This is a genomic window from Caulobacter mirabilis, from assembly GCF_002749615.1.
Lineage (GTDB): Bacteria > Pseudomonadota > Alphaproteobacteria > Caulobacterales > Caulobacteraceae > Caulobacter > Caulobacter mirabilis.
Map to the genome: position 1 here is coordinate 728,802 of NZ_CP024201.1, position 15,808 is coordinate 744,609.

The window sequence follows — 15,808 nt, forward strand, 5'->3', positions numbered from 1 at the left end:
TCGTCCCAGGCGAACCGGACCCTGCCATGACCAGCGCTCCTGAAATCATCATCGCCGGCCGACGCATCGGCGCGGATCATCCGCCCTATGTGATCTGCGAGCTGTCGGGGAACCACAACGGCAGTCTCGACCGGGCGCTGGCGATGGTCGACGCGGCGGCGGACACCGGCTGCGACGCCATCAAGATCCAGACCTACACGGCCGACACCATCACTCTGGACGTCGATCGGCCGGAGTTCCGCATCCACGGCGGCCTGTGGGACGGACGCAGCCTCTACGAGCTGTACCAGGAGGCGCATACGCCCTTCGAATGGCATGCGGCGATCTTCGAGCGGGCGAAGGCGCGGGGGGTGACGATCTTCTCCAGCCCCTTCGACGAGACGGCGGTCGATCTGCTCGCCGACCTGGATGCGCCGGCCTACAAGATCGCCTCGTTCGAGGCCGTGGACCTGCCGCTGATCCGCTACGCGGCGAGCCAGGGCAAGCCGCTGATCATCTCCACCGGCATGGCCAACCTGGCCGAGATCGAGGCCGCTCGCGACGCGGCCCTCGCGGCCGGCGCGACCGGAGTGCTGCTGCTGCACTGCGTGTCGAGCTATCCGGCCACTTTCGAGGACGCCAACGTGCGCACGGTGAGCGACATGGCGGCGCGGTTCGGGACGCCGATCGGGCTGTCCGACCACACCCCGGGCACGGCGGCCTCGGTCGCGGCGGTCGCCATGGGCGCCTGCGCCGTCGAGAAGCATTTCACCCTGGCTCGGGCCGACGGCGGGCCGGACGCGGCGTTCAGCCTTGAGCCGGCGGAGTTCTCGGCCCTGGTGCGCGACACCAAGGACGCCTGGGCTGCGCTCGGCCGGGCCCACTACGACGTGCTGGGCAGCGAGCGCGGCAGCCTGCTGTTCCGCCGGTCGCTCTATGTGACGGCCGACGTGAAGGCCGGCGAGGCGCTGACGCGGGCCAACGTCCGCTCGGTGCGGCCGGGCAACGGCCTGCCGCCGGCGGAGCTGGATCGGGTGCTGGGGAAGGCGGCCGCGCGCGACCTCCAGCGGGGCGAGCCGTTGGCCTGGGACATGGTGGGCTGAAGCGTGGTGCGTCCTTCGAGACGCTCGCTTGAAGCTCGCTCCTCAGGATGACGAAGGCAGAGCGCTACTGATACGTCATGGTGAGGAGCCGGGCCTCAGCCCGGCGTCTCGAACCACGCAGCGCTGCTCAGCCGCCCGGCAGCAGCCCCAGCCGTTTCCCCACGATCCGGTCGAGCGCCCGCGGCGACAGGACCTTTTCCGACATGAACACCTGGAACGGCGTCGGCGAGACCGTGTAGCGGGTCTTCGGCGAGGGCGCGGTCAGGGCGGTGTGGATCGCCTCGCCGATCTTCTCCGGCGGCAGCCCGGCCTTGCCGACGGCCAGCATATAGGCGCGCAGCCTGTCGAGCGGAGCGGCGTAGACGGTGTTGGCGTAGGGGGCTGAGTCGACCTCGTCGGCCTTGTCCCAGATCGGCGTCGCCACCGCGCCGGGCGCGACCACGATGACGTCGACCCCGAACGGCAGCAGCTCGCGGCGCAGCGCCTCGGACAGCCCCTCGAGGCCGAACTTGGAGGTGTTGTAGGGCGCCAGGAAGGGGTTGCCCGTCTTGCCGCCGACCGAGGAGATGTTGACGATCCGGCCGGGGTCCTTGCGGCCGGTCCCTTCGGCGCCGAGCAGGGGCGCGAAAGCCTGGGTGGCGACGACCACGCCGGTCAGGTTCACCTCCAGCTGCTTGCGCCAGTCCTCGATGGGCAGATGCATCAACGGGCCGGCCACGGCGATGCCGGCGTTGTTGACCAGACCGGCCAGCGTCCGGCCTTCCAGCGCCGCCTCGACCTGCCGGGCGCCCGCGCGGACGGCGGCCTCGTCGGTGACGTCGAACAGCAGGGGCGTGAAGGCGTCGCCGAACTCGCCCTTCAATCGATCGGCGTCGGCCTGTTTCCGGACGCTGCCGAACACATGCAGCCCCTTGCCGACCAGCACCTTGGTCGCGCCCCAGCCGATGCCGGTGGAGACGCCCGTGATCACGACCGCCCTGTTCTGGATGCCCATTCGCCCCTCCCGTTGCTCGAAGGCAAGATGGGGCGGAAGAGCGCTGTTATCCAGCGGCTTCGCGAACGTGTCGCGCCAGGCCATCCCAGCCCAGGTTCATCAGGGCGTCGACGAAGGCCATGTAGGGGACGAACGGGTCGCGGCCCTGCGGATAGGGACGCGGCTGGTGGCTGCGGAAAACCACGGGAAAGCCGGCGGCCTCGAAGACGCCGTCCTCGGCCATGTAGTCCGCCGATCCGCCGGTCGACAGGTAGCGGTCGGCCCCGACCCTGCGGCACAGGGCCAGCAGATGCTCCGACCGCGCCCCATCGCAGTCCAGGTCGGAGGCGCGGACGAACAGGGTCTCCAGTCCCAGCCGGCGGGCGGCCGCCTCGATCAGGCCGCCGCTCAGGGCCGACAGGCGCGGCTCGGGACGGGCCAGCTGCTCTTCCATGAAGGCCATGCCCTCGGCGAAGAAGGGGCGGCCGGCGTAGGCGTGGCGCAGGGATGTCAGCTGCTTGGCGCGCCAGGGCTGGCCGTCGTCGACCTCGATGTCGCGGATGAGGGTCTCGCGGTCGTGGCGGCGCACCGGCACGGTCAACATCAGCTCGCCGTTCGCCGTCGGAATCCTGTTGCGCGACTGCCAGGACCGGCGCGCGAACTGGACGTCGTCCAGGAAGACGAACACGTCGGCGGCGGCGATCAGCTCGAAGTAGCCCAGATAGGGCAGCCAGGTCGGCTGGCTGATGACCGCCGTACGGGTCATGCCGTGAGGGCCAGCGCCGACTCCCCGGTCCAGGCGGCGGCGAGAGCGGCGTTGACCTGCGCCAGCTTGGCGCTCTTGGCGTAGGGCTCCCAGGCGCCGGCGATGAAGCGCGGGCCGAAGCGAGCGGCCGCGGCGGCGCGCAAGGCGGCCAGGCCGTCGACGGCTTCGCGCGAATGGTAGATCCAGCGCGGCTGCACGGAGACCTGCGCCAGCTCGCCGACCTCCAACGCGCCCAGACCGGCCATCAGGTCGGCCATCTCAGCCTTCAGGTCCAGCGGGTCGGCCTCGCGTACGCATTCGGCCACCGCCATCGTCCGGCCGCCGGTGACATAGACATAGACGCGGAAGGCGGACCCCTGGGCGGTGAAGTTCTGGACGTAGGCCGGACAGGGGCCGTCGAACCGCGCCTCGTAGATGTAGCTGGCGAAGGTCTTGCGGAGCAGGTGGGGCGTCGCCAGGCCTAGCGGCTTGAACAGCGGAGTCGGGCTGGCCGCCCAGACCAGCGTGTCGTCGTCGCCCAGTTCGGCGAAGGCCTGGCGCGGCGGGACCAGGCTCTCGGTCTCGAGCCGCACGCCCAGGTCCAGCAGGGCGCGCCGGCAGGTCTCGAACAGCGTCGCGAAGCCGCCGGTCGGCAGGCTGGCGACGAGGTTGGCGGTGCGGCCCCAGTGCCCGCGGGGGATGCCCCACAGGTCGTCCATTCGCGGATCAGCGCGCTTGGCGTCGGCCAGGGCGTCGAAATCGGCGTAGGCCGGGACTACGCGGTTGATGGCCAGCGGGATGGCCGCCTCGGCGTCGATGCCGGCCAGACCGGCGTCGTCCAGGTGCCAGCGGCAGTACCGCTCCAGACTCCCGCGGACCGGTTCGGGATAGGCGCTCAGGCGGTCGGCGAGACTCGCGCCGCCGACCGAGGCCAGCGCGGTCTCCTCCGTCTCGACCACGGGGCCGCCGAAGTCCCGGCAGAAGATCGTGGCGCCGGTCGTGGACGGACTGACCGAGCCGAAGCGGTTGGCGAAGGCTTCGAACTTCGCGCCATGGGTCGTCAGGATCGTGACGATGGGGTCGCCCGGGCCGCCGAAATAGACGCAGCCGTCGCGCAGCTCGGCGCCGTGGGCCACGCGGGGGCGGGCGACGCCGCCCAGGCCCTCGAACCGCTCGTGCAGGACGATGTCGCGCCAGCCCAGGCGGTGGCCTTCGAACGCGGCCAGGATGCCCGTCAGTCCGCCGCCGATGATGCGCAGACGCCGGCTCACGAGGCCTGACCCCAGATCACGATGTCGCTGTTGCCGGGCACCCGGCGGCCGGCCTGCAGGTTGTCGAACCGCACGCGGAAGACCTGCGGGTCGACCAGGCCGAGGACGTCGCTCAGCAGATCGAGCAGGCCGGCTTCCGTGTAGAAGAGGTTGAACAGCCCCGCTTCGCCGGTCTCGGGCGTGGCCAGGCGGAAGCCGTCCGGCTCCTCCTCCTCGCCCCGGCCATAGCGGTAGTCGTCGATCAGGCGGGTTCGGACGAAGACCTCGGCGTCGCGGGCGAGCAGCGGCTTCAGCTCCGACAGGCGCGCCCGCGCCTCGGCGGCCGTGAGGTAGCAGAGCAGGTTGGGGATCAGCAGCACGTCGTAGGGCGCGTCCAGCGGCGGCAGGCCGTGGGCCAGATCCGCCTGCAGCAGGTCGGGCGCGTCGCCCAGGTTCCAGCGCGCATCCTTCAGGGCCTGGTCGCTGTAGTCGACGCCGGTCAGCGACCAGCCCCACGCGGCGTAGAGCGACAGGTTGTTGCCGGTTCCGCTGCCCAGCTCCAGCACCCGGCCGGTGCGCCGGTCGAGGCCGCGCTTGAAAAAATGGCGGGCGACGAACTCGTCGGGATACTTCAGGCCCCGGATCTCGGGCAGAGCGCGCATGTGGAGTAGGCCCCTGTCGGGCGTTCGGGCCCGATCGACCGCGCCAGACTCCGGCGATTTGGCGAAGGCTTCGTTAAGCTCGTCGAGGGTGTTCCAGGCGGGTCAGCAGCCGGTCGGCGACCCGTTCGGCGCCGCGGCCGTCGCAGATGTCGGCGGCGTTGCGCGAGAGCCGGGCGCGGAGGGCTTCGTCGCCCAGCAGCCGCGCCGCCAGGGCGTCGAAAGCCGTCTCGATCTCGGCCACGTCGAGCGCCGCTACGGCTCCAGCCTCGGCCAGGGCCGTAGCGGCGGGGGTCTGATTGTCGGCCAAGACCAGCAGCAGCGTCGGCAGGCCCAGGACGCAGCGCTCCCAGCTCGACGAGCCGCCGGCGCCGATGGCGATGTCGGCCTGGGCGGTCAGCGCCGCCATGTCGGAGGTGTCGACATGCAGCCGGACCAGCGGGTCGGCTTCGGCCAGCGCGCGCAACGCGGGCAGGCTGGGCGCGATCGAGCCGACCACGACGTCCAGCAAGGCGGCGCCGGCCAGGCGCTCGACGATGCGCGCGGTGATCCCGCCGACATCGGTGAGGCCCAGCGAGACCAGGATTCTCCGCACCGGCCCCCCGCGGCGCGGCGGGCCAGAGCCTCTTCGCGGCGAGCGGCGAAGTCCGGCCGCAGGGGCGCGAAGTTCGGCCCGAGCAGCAGTTCGCATCCAGGCGGCGCAAGGCCGCGGTAGTCGCTCGACGCCCGAGCGAGACCCGCGTCGAGCACCAGATCGGCCGCCAGCGGCCGGTCGGCCAGGTCGTCGATGACCAGCGTCGGACGCCCCTTGGCGATGGCGGCATGGTCCGCCGCGCCCAGGGCGTAGTGGTCGAACGCCAGGGCGTCGAAGCCTCGATCGTCGGCGGCCAGCGGCATGTCCGGCGCGAAGGTCGCCAGCACGGCGTCGCCGTCGGGATGGCTGCGGAAGGCGCAGCGCGCGCCCCGCGCCTGCAGCGCCCGGGCCAGGGTCAGGGACCGCATGACGTGGCCGCCGCCTACGGATGGGCCGGCGTCGCAGACGAACAGGACGGAGGGCGCTCCGCTCATAGCCGTCGGTCCCCGCCGTAGTCCGCCAGGTCCGGCCGCTCCCGCAGAAAGGCGCGGATATCCTCGGAGCCGAAGGCGCGGTTCCGCGGATAGAGGGCGTCGTAGACGGCGGCGACGAAGGCATAGTCGTCGGGCCGGTCGACCGTCCAGCGGACGTCGGCCTGGTCGTCCGGCGCCGGCAGCCAGGCCAGGCGGTAGAGGTCCGGCCGGGTCCAGACGCCCCAGGTCACGTGTTCATGCTCCTCCGGCGTCGTCGCCCGCTGGGCGGCCAGCCGCAAGGCGTCGGCGGTGACCACCTCGACGTCCAGGCCCTTGGCCCAGGCGCCCGGCTCGGGGCTGTTGCTGGCGTAGTCGCATCCGCTGTCGAGCTGCAGGGCGATGGTCGCGTCGATGACCTCGGGATCGGCCAGCGGACAGTCGGCGGTCAGGCGCACGACCTGGTCGGCCGGAAAGACCTCCAGCGCCCCGACGAACCGCGCCAGCACGTCATCGAGCGGTCCGCGATGCACCGCCACGCCCTCGCGGCGGCATGTCTCGGCCAGAACGTCGTCCTCGGGCCCCGTGCTGGTGGCGACCACCAGCCGGTCGATCCGTCGCGCCCGCGCCACCCGCTCGATCTGGCGCACGATCATCGGCGCGCCAGCCAGCGGCATGAGCACCTTGCCCGGCAAGCGGGTGGAGCTCATGCGGGCCTGCAGGACGGCGAGGACGGTCATCGCCGCCGGACGCTAGAGGCATTCGCCGGGGTTGGGAATCCAGAGGGCTTAGTCCTCTTCGGCGCTGAGCACCGAAGCAATGAGCTCGGGGCTCTCCTCACTGATGAGTTGGAGCCAGAGGATCGTGTCTCGACAATGCTCAGCCGGCGTAAGGACGCCGCTGCTGGGGTCGGCCATCACGGCCAGGAACTCAAGGCTGCCGCCAGCCTTCTCGTAGCGCAGGACCACCGGTTCCAGGGCTCCATCCTTCAAGGGCGCGTGGCGAAGTTTCTGCTTGGCTCCCGAGATGGCCGTCCTCATTTCCGTGGCGCTGTAAGCCTGCAGCGCCCGAACCGCCTCCTCCGGCAAGGAAGCGTACATCTCCATCGTCGAGCCGCGGCCGGCGCCGAATTCCCGGCAGGCATGTAGATTGTACTTCTGCAGGACCTGCGTCGCGGCGACGTGCTGGACCATCAGGGCCTTCAACTCCGCCGCCGAGGCCTTGGGTAGGTCGGGCAGCAGCCGGAGCTGGATGGCGGTGATGAAGGTGCTCGTTCGCTCCATGACCTGTTGGGTGTTTAGGGCTCCCGTGCTTGCGTCGCGCAGCAGCTGGGTCTCGAACGGCCCGTACTCCTCAGGGAAGCTCTCCTGGATCAGGGTGAGCACGGGATTGCTGGCGATCGCCCCGCGAAAAGCCTTGCGATCGGCCTCCGAAACCTCCTGCGAGGCGACCGAAGGCGGCGGCGAAGTCGATGCAGCGATCGCAGAAGGCGGAAACAGGACAAGGGCCGCGAAAATCGCGACCGTTGTAGCTCTGAACTTCATCATAACCCCCGAAACTGACGGGATCATAGCGGCTGAGGCCGGCTAGGAAAGCGTCAGCCGCTTGGCCTCCATTCGCGCCAGCACCTCGGCGGCGGCGCGGTCGGTCTCGGCCAGGGGTTCGTAGGTCCAGCCGTGGAAGGCGCCGCCGAACGGACGGGCGGCGCCGTGGCGCTCCAGCTCCTCGTGGAACAGCCGGAACTTCAGGCTTGAGCCGTCCATCTTCAGGATGAAGACCGGCTTGCCGGTGCTGGCCGCCTCGGTGGCCATGTTGGCCGAGTCCTCGGTGACCAGGATGTAGTCGGCGCCGGCCAGGAAGGCGAAATAGGGGTTGTCGCCCGTCCCGTCCCAGATCAGGCCGGGCAGGTTCTTCAGCCGCGCGGTCAGCAGCGCCCGGGCCTGGCCGGGCGTGCGCCGCGAGAAGGTCATCAGCAGCGAGCCGCCTTCCTGCTCGAGCGGCAGCTGAATCTGATGCGCCATCTCGGCGGCGCGCTCGGGCGAAAGGTCGAAAGCCTTGGATCGGCCCCCGATCAGCACCGCCGCCCTCGGGCGGGGCAGGGGATCGATGGCCTCGGCGAAGCGGGCGTACTCGTCCTCCAGCTTCTTGGCCGTGACCCGGTGCGGCGCGCCGATGATCGAGACGACGTTGTCGCCCTTGAGGCGGTCGTGGTTGGGCGGGACGACCAGATCGAAGAACTGCGATGGAACGCGGGGATCCTGAATCTGGACCACGAAGGTCTTGCCGCCCGACCACTTCCGCATGCGGATGGCGAGGGGCAGGGTCGCGCGACCGGCCGCGACCAGGATGTCCGGCCAGGGCCCGTCGACCTGGCTTTCGGGCGTCAGCCAGCGCTTGGGAAAAGGCACCAGCCACCAGGGTAGGCGGCCCAGCCAGCCTTTCCAGGCGATGCGCTTGATCACGATCTGGGCCTTGCGTTGGCGCGCAATGGCTTCGGCCAGGCCGATGGCCTGGGCCTCAATGCCGGCGCGTCCGTCGGACATCGCCCAGATCGTCAGGGGGGGAGGAGCTTGCTTGGCCACGATCACTCAATATCCATCATGGCCAAGCCTCTTCCGGCCGCCGAAAGCGACCGTCAGATCCACTCCACCTTGAGGATTTCGTAGGCCTTCACGCCGCCCGGGGTGTTGACCTCGACGACATCGCCCACGCCCTTGCCGATCATCGCGCGCGACAGCGGCGAAGACAGCGAGATGCGGCCGGCCTTCACGTCGGCTTCGTGGTCGCCCACGATCTGGTAGCGACCCTCGTCCTCGGTGTCCTCGTCGACCACGGTGACGGTCGCGCCGAACTTGATCTGTTCGCCGGAAAGCTTGGTGACGTCGATGACCTGCGCGCGCGCGATCTTGTCCTCGATCTCGGCGATCCGGCCTTCGATCCAGCCTTGGCGTTCCTTGGCGGCGTGATACTCGGCGTTCTCGGAGAGATCGCCGTGCGCACGCGCTTCCGCGATGGCGGCGATCACGTTCGGCCGCTCCACCGTCTTGAGACGCTTCAGTTCTTCGTCGAGGGCCGTGTAGCCCCCGGCGGTCATCGGCACTTTTTCCATTCGGAGATGAGCTCGGCTTCGCCCTGGGAGGAGGTGATTTCCGATCGCGGACGCGGACGACCGGGGGCGGCGAGACTAGTCCGCGATGTTCGAAAATTCAAGGCTGCATACCGCAGCGCAACAGGAAGGGGTTGATTGCCGTCCGCAGCGGAAGTCTGTCACACGGAGTCATGGACCTCGCCCAAGGCGCCGCGCTGATGATGATCGCCTCGGGCGCCGCCCATGCGGTGGTCAACGCGATCCTCAAGGCCGGCAAGGACAAGATGTCCAGCCGGGCGCTGATCGACGGCTTTTCGGCCCTGCTGGTGCTGCCCGCGGCCTTCTTCGTCTCGCTTCCGCATGGCGCCTGGGGCTGGCTGGCCGGCAGCTGGGCGACGCACCTCGTCTACCTGTTCTGCCTGATCAAGGCGTTCGAGCGGGCCGACATGACGGTGGCCTATCCGATCGCGCGGGGCGTCGCGCCGGCCCTGGCCGCCACGGCGGCGGTGCTGGTGTTCGACGAGCCGCTCACCTGGCTGGTCGCGGGCGGGATCGGGCTGGTGTCGTTGGGGGTGATGATCGTCGGGCTGGGCCGTCATGCCGACCGGCGCGCGCTCGGCTGGGCCGCGGCGACCGGGGCGACCATCGCCGTCTACACCGTCATCGACGCTCAGGGCGTGCGGGCCGCCCCAAGCGCGCTGAGCTACATCGTCTGGGTCTACCTCGCCTTGGGCGGCGGGATCGCCTTGCTGTTCGCGCTATGGCGCGGGCCTCGCTTCATCCTGGCGGCGCGATCGGAGTGGAAGGCCGGCCTGGCCGCCGGAGCGCTGTCGATCGTGACCTACGGCCTGGCGCTGTGGGCCTATCGGCTGGGCGACACGCCCCGGCTGGCGGCCCTGCGCGAGACGTCGATCGTCTTCGCCCTGGCCATCGGCATCCTCTTCCTCCGTGAACGGATGACGGCCGGCCGGATCGCCGGGGCGCTGGTGATCGGCTTGGGCGCGGCCCTGCTCTTGGCGGGCGGCTGAGCGCCGCCTAGGTAGGGCCCATGAGTATCGAGATCCGCCCCTGTGGCCCCGAAGACGCCGACGCCCTGGCCCTGGTCGCCGCGGCCACCTTCCTGGAGACCTACGCCGGGGTCATCGACGGGCGGGATATCCTGTTCCAATGCGGCAAGGTTCACACGCCGCAGGCCTACGCCAAGCATCTCGCCGACCCGACCCGGCGGCTGTTCCTGGCCGAGCAGGCGCCGGGCGGCGCGCCGGTGGGCTTCATCCTGCTCAGCAAGCCCGACCTGCCGGTCGAGACCGGGCCGGACGACGTGGAGCTGACGCGGATCTACCTGCTGCACCGTCACCACGGCGGGGGACTGGGCAAGCGGCTGATGCAGACCGCCGTCGCCGCCGCCCGCGAGGCGGGGGCGAAGCGGCTTCTGCTCGGCGTCTACAGCGAGAACGAGAAGGCGCTGGCCTTCTACGCCCGCAACGGCTTCGAGCGGGTCGGGACGCGGATCTTCCACGTCGGCGACAACGGCTACGACGACTACATTCTGGCGAAGGATCTGACCTAGAGCGCGTCAGGCGGAAGTGTTTGCGGTTCCGCCGCCCGGACGCGCTCCCAAGCCCGAGGCCCCCTAGCGGGCCGTCATGCCGCCGTCGATCACCAGCTCGGCGCCGGTCATGTAGCGGGACTCGTCTGAGGCCAGGAACAGCACGCCCTCGGCGATGTCGGCCGGCCAGCCCTTGTGGCCGAGCGGGGTCGCCACGGCGGTCATGTCGTCGAGGTCCATCGCCCGGGTCGGAGCCGCGTTGCTCGATCCGCCGCCGGCCAGGGTGTCGCTGATCGTGTCCCAGATCGGCGTCTCGATGATGCCAGGGTGGACCGAGTTGACCCGCACGCCGTCGCGGGCCTGGGCGCATTCCATCGCCGCCGCCTTGGTGAACAGCCGCACCGCGCCCTTGGTCGCGCAGTAGCTGGTCATGTTGGCCGCGCCCATCAGTCCGGCCACGGACGACATGTTGATGATGCTGCCCCCGCCGCCTTCGCGCATGAGGGGCAGGCTGTGCTTCACGCCCAGGAACACGCCCTCGACGTTGATGGCCTGCTGCCGGCGCCAGGTCTCCAGCGTGATCTCGGTCACCGGCCCGCCGACGCCGATCCCGGCGTTGTTGACCAGAACGTCCAGCCGGCCGAACAGCTCGCGGGCCTTCGCCACGACGGCGATCCAGGCATTCTCGTCGGTGACGTCGTGACGCAGATAGACGGACGCGCCGCCGATCTCACGCGCCGCCGTCTCGCCCTTGGCGTCCTGAATGTCCGTCAGGACGACCGACGCGCCCTCGGCCGCAAGCCGCTGGGCGCACGCCAGCCCGATACCGCTCGCCGCCCCGGTGACCAGAGCGACCTTCCCCGCAACCCGACCTGACATCGGCGCTTCTCCCTATTGTGTTTGTTATCGGTGATAACTTTAGGGGGAAGCCGCCGCTCGGCAATGCCTATTCGGCGTAGGCGTAGGGGCCGCCCTTCTCCAGCGCGGCGCGGTAGGCGGGGCGGTTGTGGATGCGGTGCAGGAAGGCGGTCAGCTTCGGCCGGCCCTCCAGCGCGCCGCCGCGGCTCGCGCCGGCCTCGATCGGGAAGCTCATCATGATGTCGGCGGCGCTGAACTCGCTTCCGGCGAACCACTCCGACCTGCCGAGTTCGGCCTCCCAATAGTCGAAATGCGCCTTCAGCTGGGGATCGACGAAGCTCTTCTGGGCCGTGTTGGCGATGCCGTTCACGATCGGCTTGACCAGGAGGGGCGCGCGTTGCGGCAGCACGCCGAACACCAGCTTCATCAGCAGAGGCGGCATCGCCGAGCCTTCGGCGTAGTGCAGCCAGTAGGTCCAGCGCTGGCGATCGGGCGTTCCCGCAGCCGGCCGCAGGCGTCCGCCGCCGTAGGTCTCGACCACCGTCTCGACGATGGCCCCCGTCTCGGCCAGCACCACGGCGCCGTCGGTGATCACCGGCGACTTGCCCAGTGGATGGATCGCCTTCAGCTCCGGCGGGGCCAGCATGGTCTTGGGATCGCGCTGGTAGTGGCGGATCTCGTAGGGCAGGCCGAGCTCTTCCAGGAGCCACAGCACGCGCTGGGAGCGGGAGTTGTTCAGGTGATGGACGGTCAGCATCGCGAGGCTCCGGTTTCGTCGGAGACCCTAGCGCGACGCCGCGGTGAGTCCAGGATAATTTACTACGTAAATTATTTCTGCGCGGGCGGCGTGACTTGGGCCGGGTCGTAGTAGAACCGCTCCTCGGCGATGCGGTCGCCCTCCCAGCGCTGCCAGGCGATCTCGTCCAGGGTCACGGTGGGTCCGCCGGCGTGCGGCGTCATCTCGAACACCCAACGGATCGCCACCCGGTCGCCGTCGACCAGGGCGATCGATCCCCGGCGCGCGGCGATCCGGCTCCGCGCGAGGGCGGCCTTCTCGTTCTCGACCAGCGCGGGGCGGCCGGTCAGCTTGCGCCCGACGTTCTCCTGCATGGAGGCTTCGTCGGTGTAGAAGGCCTCGATCGCCTCGACATAGTCGCCGCGCTCGACGGCGGCGACGAAGGCTTCCACGCGGTTCCGGTCGGGCATCGGTCTCTCATCCCTGATTGTCCGGCGGTCCCGCCGCCGACCCGCGATATGGGAGGGGCTTCGCCCGAACGCGAGGGCGCTTGAACGCAGCGGTCATGAGCGAGGTCCTTTTGGCGACCGTCTGGTTCAAGACCGGACGCCGCGTCTCCCCGATCCTGCCGTCCTGATTACAGGGCGGGTTACAAGGAGATGCGCGATGAAGCGGGTGATCGGAGCGGTCTATGCGCCGGCCATGTTGGCGGTGTTCAACGGGGCGGCGATCTTCGCCGTCGCCATGGGCTGGCCGCCCGCAACACTCGGCGGTCTCGCGCTGGCGGCGATCTCGGCTTCCTTCGCCTGCGAGCGATGGGCGCCCTACCAACCGGACTGGAACCGGCCTCGCGGAGACGTCCGGCGCGACCTTGCCCACGCCCTGACCAACGAGGGCCTGACATTGTTGGCGCTCGGCGCGATCCCGCTGCTGGCCGCGGTGCGTCCGTGGGCGGGGATCTGGCCGACCGAATGGCCGGTGTGGGCTCAGTGGCTGGTCGCGGTGGTCGTCGCCGACCTGGGGATCACTCTGACCCACTATTTCAGCCACCGGTGGGCCTGGCTGTGGCGCTTCCACGCCGTGCACCATTCGCCGACCCGGATGTATGGCTTCAACGGGCTGATGAAGCACCCGGCGCACCTGGCCGCCGAGATGGGCGTGGGGACCGCGCCGCTGCTGCTCGCCGGGATGCCCTACGAGGTCGCGCTGCTGCTCGGCTTCTCGGTGATGATCCAGCTGCTGCTCCAGCATTCCAACGTCGACATGCGCATCGGGCCGCTGCGCCGCGTCCTGGCCCTGGCGCCGGTGCATCGCTCGCACCACCGCAAATGGGCGAAGGAAGGCGATGTGAACTTCGGCCTGTTCCTGACGGTCTGGGACAGGCTGCTGGGGACGGCGGTCTGGGAGCCGGACCACCGGTTCATTTCGGACGACATCGGGATCGGGACGCAGCCGGACTATCCGGTCGGCTATCTCGCTCAGCTCGCCGAGCCGTTCCGGAAAGCCGAGGCGGTCGAGGTCAGCGAGATCTCGTGAGGGCCTGGCCGGCCGTAACGCCGAAGGTCGCCTTCAGCGTTCGCGCGAAATGGGCAGAGTCGGCGAAGCCTGCCGTGTGGGCTGCGCGGGTGGCGTCCTCGCCGGCGGACAGGGCGGCGGCCGCCAGCCGCAGCCGTCGCCACTGGACATAGCGCCGGAAGGGGACGCCGACTTGGTCGGCGAAGCGGTGGCGGAAGCGTTCGGACGACAGGCCGGACGCCTTCGCCGCCGCCGCCAGGGAGGCCGGCCCGTCGGCGATCATCGTCTCGATGGCCTCCAGGGCGGCGGCGATGCGGGGATCGGACGGCGCGGCGGGCGTGTCCGGTTCAGCCAGCCACCGGGCCCAGAAGCGTGGGCCTTGAGGCGCCGAGATCAGGACCAGGGCTCCCGCCGAGCGGGCGGCTTCGAGGCGTTCGGCGACGGACGGCGGCAGCCGGCGAGCCGGCTCGACGAAGACCAGTTCCGCGTGTGGGTGGGCGCCGAGCCGATGGGCGACGAGGGGATCGACGAGGACACAGCAGCCGGTCGCGGTCCGGCCCTCGGCGTCGGTGATCGCGATCGGTTCGGGCGCGAAGACGGCCTGGGCGGCCAGATGGCGGTGGATCGCCGCATCGCCGACCGCGCCGCGCCAGACGGCCCAGCCGTCGCCGAGGTCGAGATCGCCGGACCAGCCGGCCGGTTTGGGCGCCGAGGACGTCATGCCCCGGCACCCTAACCGGACTGTCCGAGAGCGCTAGCCGGCGAGGCTGTGCAGGCGATCGCGGGCGGCGAGGACCTCCGGCTGGCCGGCGTCGCCGACGATGAACCGCTGCACCAGCCGGATCAGCTCGCCGGTCTCGCCGTTGAGGGTGTGGGTGGCGGCGGTCGACTGCTCGACCATGGCGGCGTTCTGCTGGGTCACCTGATCCATCTGGGTCACCGCGCCGTTCACCTCGGCCAAGCTGATCGACTGCTCGCGCGAGGAGGCCGAGATCTCGGAGACCAGGCCGTTGATCTCGCCCACCCGGTCGACGATGCGGCGCAGCGCCTCGCCGGTGTCGCCGACCAGCCGGACGCCTTCGTTCACCTGGCCGCTGGAGGTCGAGATCAAGCCCTTGATCTCCTTGGCGGCCTCGGCCGAGCGCTGGGCCAGGGCGCGGACCTCGGACGCGACGACCGCGAAGCCCTTGCCGGCGTCGCCGGCCCGGGCCGCCTCGACGCCCGCGTTCAAGGCCAGCAGGTTGGTCTGAAAAGCGATCTCATCGATCACGCCGATGATCTGGCTGATCTGCTGGGAGGACTTGGCGATCTCGTTCATCGCCGACACCGCCTCCTGCATGACCGCGCCGGAGTGCTCGGCCTCGTTCTTGGCCGTGCCGACCAGTTCGGAGGCGCGCTCTGCGCCTTCGGAGGCCTTCTTCACCGTGGCGGTCAGCTCTTCCATGGCCGCGGCGGTCTCCTCCAGGCTGGCGGCCTGCTGCTCGGTGCGGCGGGACAGGTCGTCGGAAGCCAGCGCGATCTCGTCGGTGCCGGAGCGGATGGTCGTCGCGGTCTGGTTCACGGCGCGCAGAGTGTCCTGGAGCGCGTCGACGGCGGCGTTGTAGTCGTCCTTCAGCTTGGCGAACTGCGGCGCCACCTCGCCGCTCAGCCGGGCGACCAGATCGCCGGCGGCCAGCCGCTCCAGGGCCTCGCCCAGGAGCGTGACCAGGCGGTTCTGCTCCTCCTCGGCCTCCTGGCGAACCGCTTCCTGCTTGCGGCGCTCGTCTTCCAGCGTCTCGATGTAGATCGAGATGGCGAAGTCCATGTCCAGCAGGACGGCCTTCATCAGGGCGGCCAGGGCCGAGCCCGCGCGCGCGGTCGCGGCGGCGTCCTTGCCGCCGAGCCGGGCCTTGGGCCACAGGTCGCGCACCGTGGCCTTGATCAGATGTTCTGTGATCAGGGCGTAGCCGCCGATGTACCAGCGCGGCTCCAGGCCCAGGCGCGCGTGCGCCTGGCCGATCGCCCGCACGCCCCGGACATAGGCGTCGCCATAGTCGGCCGAGCCGATGATGCCCCAGTGCTGCTCCTGCCGCCGCCGCGCCGAGGACAGCATGTCCTGGTTGGTGAAGAAGCGGCGAACCTCGGGGAAGGCTTCGACCCGGGTGTAGAAGGTGTCCATCGCCCCGCCGATCTCGCGCTCGAGAGTCGGCTTCAGACTGGCCAGCGCGACGCGGCCGGCGGCGTCCAGCTGCATGAAATCGAGACGCTGACTGAGAGCGTAGTCATTCGACATCGGGAGCTCCCCCGCGTTCCGGGGGCGAGCCGCCCCG

At 70.2% G+C, this 15,808-nt stretch carries 19 protein-coding genes; 5 read left to right on the forward strand and 14 right to left on the reverse strand.

Features of this window, described 5'->3' with window-relative positions; genetic code table 11:
• Window positions 1–26 precede the first annotated feature (26 nt).
• Entirely contained in the window at window positions 27–1,082 is a 1,056-nt protein-coding gene (gene pseI, locus CSW64_RS03560; RefSeq protein ID WP_099620809.1) for a pseudaminic acid synthase, read from the forward strand.
• Between the two features lie 127 nt (window positions 1,083–1,209).
• Here pseI and CSW64_RS03565 read toward each other — a convergent pair whose 3' ends face one another.
• From CSW64_RS03565 to CSW64_RS22255, 5 genes are all read right to left on the reverse strand, one after another.
• Window positions 1,210–2,076, reverse strand: coding sequence for an SDR family NAD(P)-dependent oxidoreductase (locus CSW64_RS03565; protein WP_099620810.1), 867 nt, complete (start codon window positions 2,074–2,076; stop codon window positions 1,210–1,212).
• A 46-nt stretch (window positions 2,077–2,122) separates the two neighbouring features.
• Window positions 2,123–2,821, reverse strand: a complete 699-nt coding sequence (locus CSW64_RS03570; RefSeq protein ID WP_099620811.1) for a WbqC family protein — start codon at window positions 2,819–2,821, stop codon at window positions 2,123–2,125.
• On the reverse strand, window positions 2,818–4,071 hold the full coding sequence (locus CSW64_RS03575; RefSeq protein ID WP_099620812.1) for an NAD(P)-binding protein: 1,254 nt from the start codon (window positions 4,069–4,071) through the stop codon (window positions 2,818–2,820). Before CSW64_RS03575 ends, CSW64_RS03570 begins: the two co-directional genes overlap by 4 nt.
• A complete protein-coding gene (locus CSW64_RS03580; RefSeq protein WP_099620813.1) occupies window positions 4,068–4,712 on the reverse strand; it encodes a class I SAM-dependent methyltransferase in 645 nt (214 codons plus the stop codon). The genes CSW64_RS03575 and CSW64_RS03580 overlap by 4 nt, the downstream gene beginning before the upstream one ends.
• 73 nt (window positions 4,713–4,785) lie before the next feature.
• Window positions 4,786–5,304 (reverse strand): hypothetical protein, encoded by a 519-nt coding sequence (locus tag CSW64_RS22255; RefSeq protein WP_245863822.1) that lies wholly within the window; start codon window positions 5,302–5,304, stop codon window positions 4,786–4,788.
• A 227-nt stretch (window positions 5,305–5,531) separates the two neighbouring features.
• Between CSW64_RS22255 and CSW64_RS22260 the strand changes: the two genes are divergently transcribed.
• A complete protein-coding gene (locus CSW64_RS22260; protein ID WP_245863823.1) occupies window positions 5,532–5,798 on the forward strand; it encodes a hypothetical protein in 267 nt (88 codons plus the stop codon).
• Here the strand turns inward: CSW64_RS22260 and CSW64_RS03590 are convergent.
• The 4 genes from CSW64_RS03590 to greA all read right to left on the reverse strand — a co-directional run bounded on the left by CSW64_RS03590 (window position 5,774) and on the right by greA (window position 8,862).
• A complete protein-coding gene (locus CSW64_RS03590) occupies window positions 5,774–6,493 on the reverse strand; it encodes a cytidylyltransferase domain-containing protein (protein ID WP_099620814.1) in 720 nt (239 codons plus the stop codon). The genes CSW64_RS22260 and CSW64_RS03590 overlap by 25 nt on opposite strands.
• A gap of 48 nt (window positions 6,494–6,541) precedes the next feature.
• Complete coding sequence (locus CSW64_RS03595) at window positions 6,542–7,138, reverse strand: hypothetical protein (protein ID WP_150131321.1); 597 nt, start codon at window positions 7,136–7,138, stop codon at window positions 6,542–6,544.
• Between the two features lie 201 nt (window positions 7,139–7,339).
• Entirely contained in the window at window positions 7,340–8,296 is a 957-nt protein-coding gene (locus CSW64_RS03600) for a mitochondrial fission ELM1 family protein (protein WP_099624100.1), read from the reverse strand.
• A gap of 92 nt (window positions 8,297–8,388) precedes the next feature.
• Window positions 8,389–8,862 (reverse strand): transcription elongation factor GreA, encoded by a 474-nt coding sequence (greA, locus tag CSW64_RS03605; RefSeq protein WP_099620816.1) that lies wholly within the window; start codon window positions 8,860–8,862, stop codon window positions 8,389–8,391.
• A gap of 170 nt (window positions 8,863–9,032) precedes the next feature.
• On the opposite strand from greA, the gene CSW64_RS03610 reads away from it, so the two are divergent.
• Window positions 9,033–9,869, forward strand: a complete 837-nt coding sequence (locus tag CSW64_RS03610) for a DMT family transporter (RefSeq protein WP_099620817.1) — start codon at window positions 9,033–9,035, stop codon at window positions 9,867–9,869.
• Window positions 9,870–9,889: 20 nt separating this feature from the next.
• Complete coding sequence (locus CSW64_RS03615; RefSeq protein ID WP_099620818.1) at window positions 9,890–10,411, forward strand: GNAT family N-acetyltransferase; 522 nt, start codon at window positions 9,890–9,892, stop codon at window positions 10,409–10,411.
• A gap of 63 nt (window positions 10,412–10,474) precedes the next feature.
• On the opposite strand, the gene CSW64_RS03620 is transcribed toward CSW64_RS03615, so the two are convergent.
• From CSW64_RS03620 to CSW64_RS03630, 3 genes are all read right to left on the reverse strand, one after another.
• The gene (locus tag CSW64_RS03620; protein ID WP_099620819.1) at window positions 10,475–11,269 is read right to left on the reverse strand and encodes a glucose 1-dehydrogenase; all 795 of its coding nucleotides are present in this window, start codon (window positions 11,267–11,269) and stop codon (window positions 10,475–10,477) included.
• Between the two features lie 67 nt (window positions 11,270–11,336).
• Entirely contained in the window at window positions 11,337–12,005 is a 669-nt protein-coding gene (locus CSW64_RS03625) for a glutathione S-transferase family protein (protein WP_099620820.1), read from the reverse strand.
• 71 nt (window positions 12,006–12,076) lie between these two features.
• The gene (locus tag CSW64_RS03630) at window positions 12,077–12,454 is read right to left on the reverse strand and encodes a nuclear transport factor 2 family protein (protein WP_099620821.1); all 378 of its coding nucleotides are present in this window, start codon (window positions 12,452–12,454) and stop codon (window positions 12,077–12,079) included.
• Window positions 12,455–12,650: 196 nt separating this feature from the next.
• Between CSW64_RS03630 and CSW64_RS03635 the strand changes: the two genes are divergently transcribed.
• The gene (locus CSW64_RS03635; RefSeq protein ID WP_099620822.1) at window positions 12,651–13,520 is read left to right on the forward strand and encodes a sterol desaturase family protein; all 870 of its coding nucleotides are present in this window, start codon (window positions 12,651–12,653) and stop codon (window positions 13,518–13,520) included.
• Here CSW64_RS03635 and CSW64_RS03640 read toward each other — a convergent pair.
• A complete protein-coding gene (locus tag CSW64_RS03640) occupies window positions 13,504–14,220 on the reverse strand; it encodes a helix-turn-helix domain-containing protein (protein ID WP_099620823.1) in 717 nt (238 codons plus the stop codon). The genes CSW64_RS03635 and CSW64_RS03640 overlap by 17 nt on opposite strands.
• 33 nt (window positions 14,221–14,253) lie before the next feature.
• Window positions 14,254–15,771 carry a methyl-accepting chemotaxis protein gene (locus CSW64_RS03645; protein ID WP_099620824.1) on the reverse strand — a complete coding sequence of 506 codons (1,518 nt, stop codon included), beginning with the start codon at window positions 15,769–15,771 and terminating at the stop codon, window positions 14,254–14,256.
• Between the last annotated feature and the right edge of the window lie 37 nt (window positions 15,772–15,808).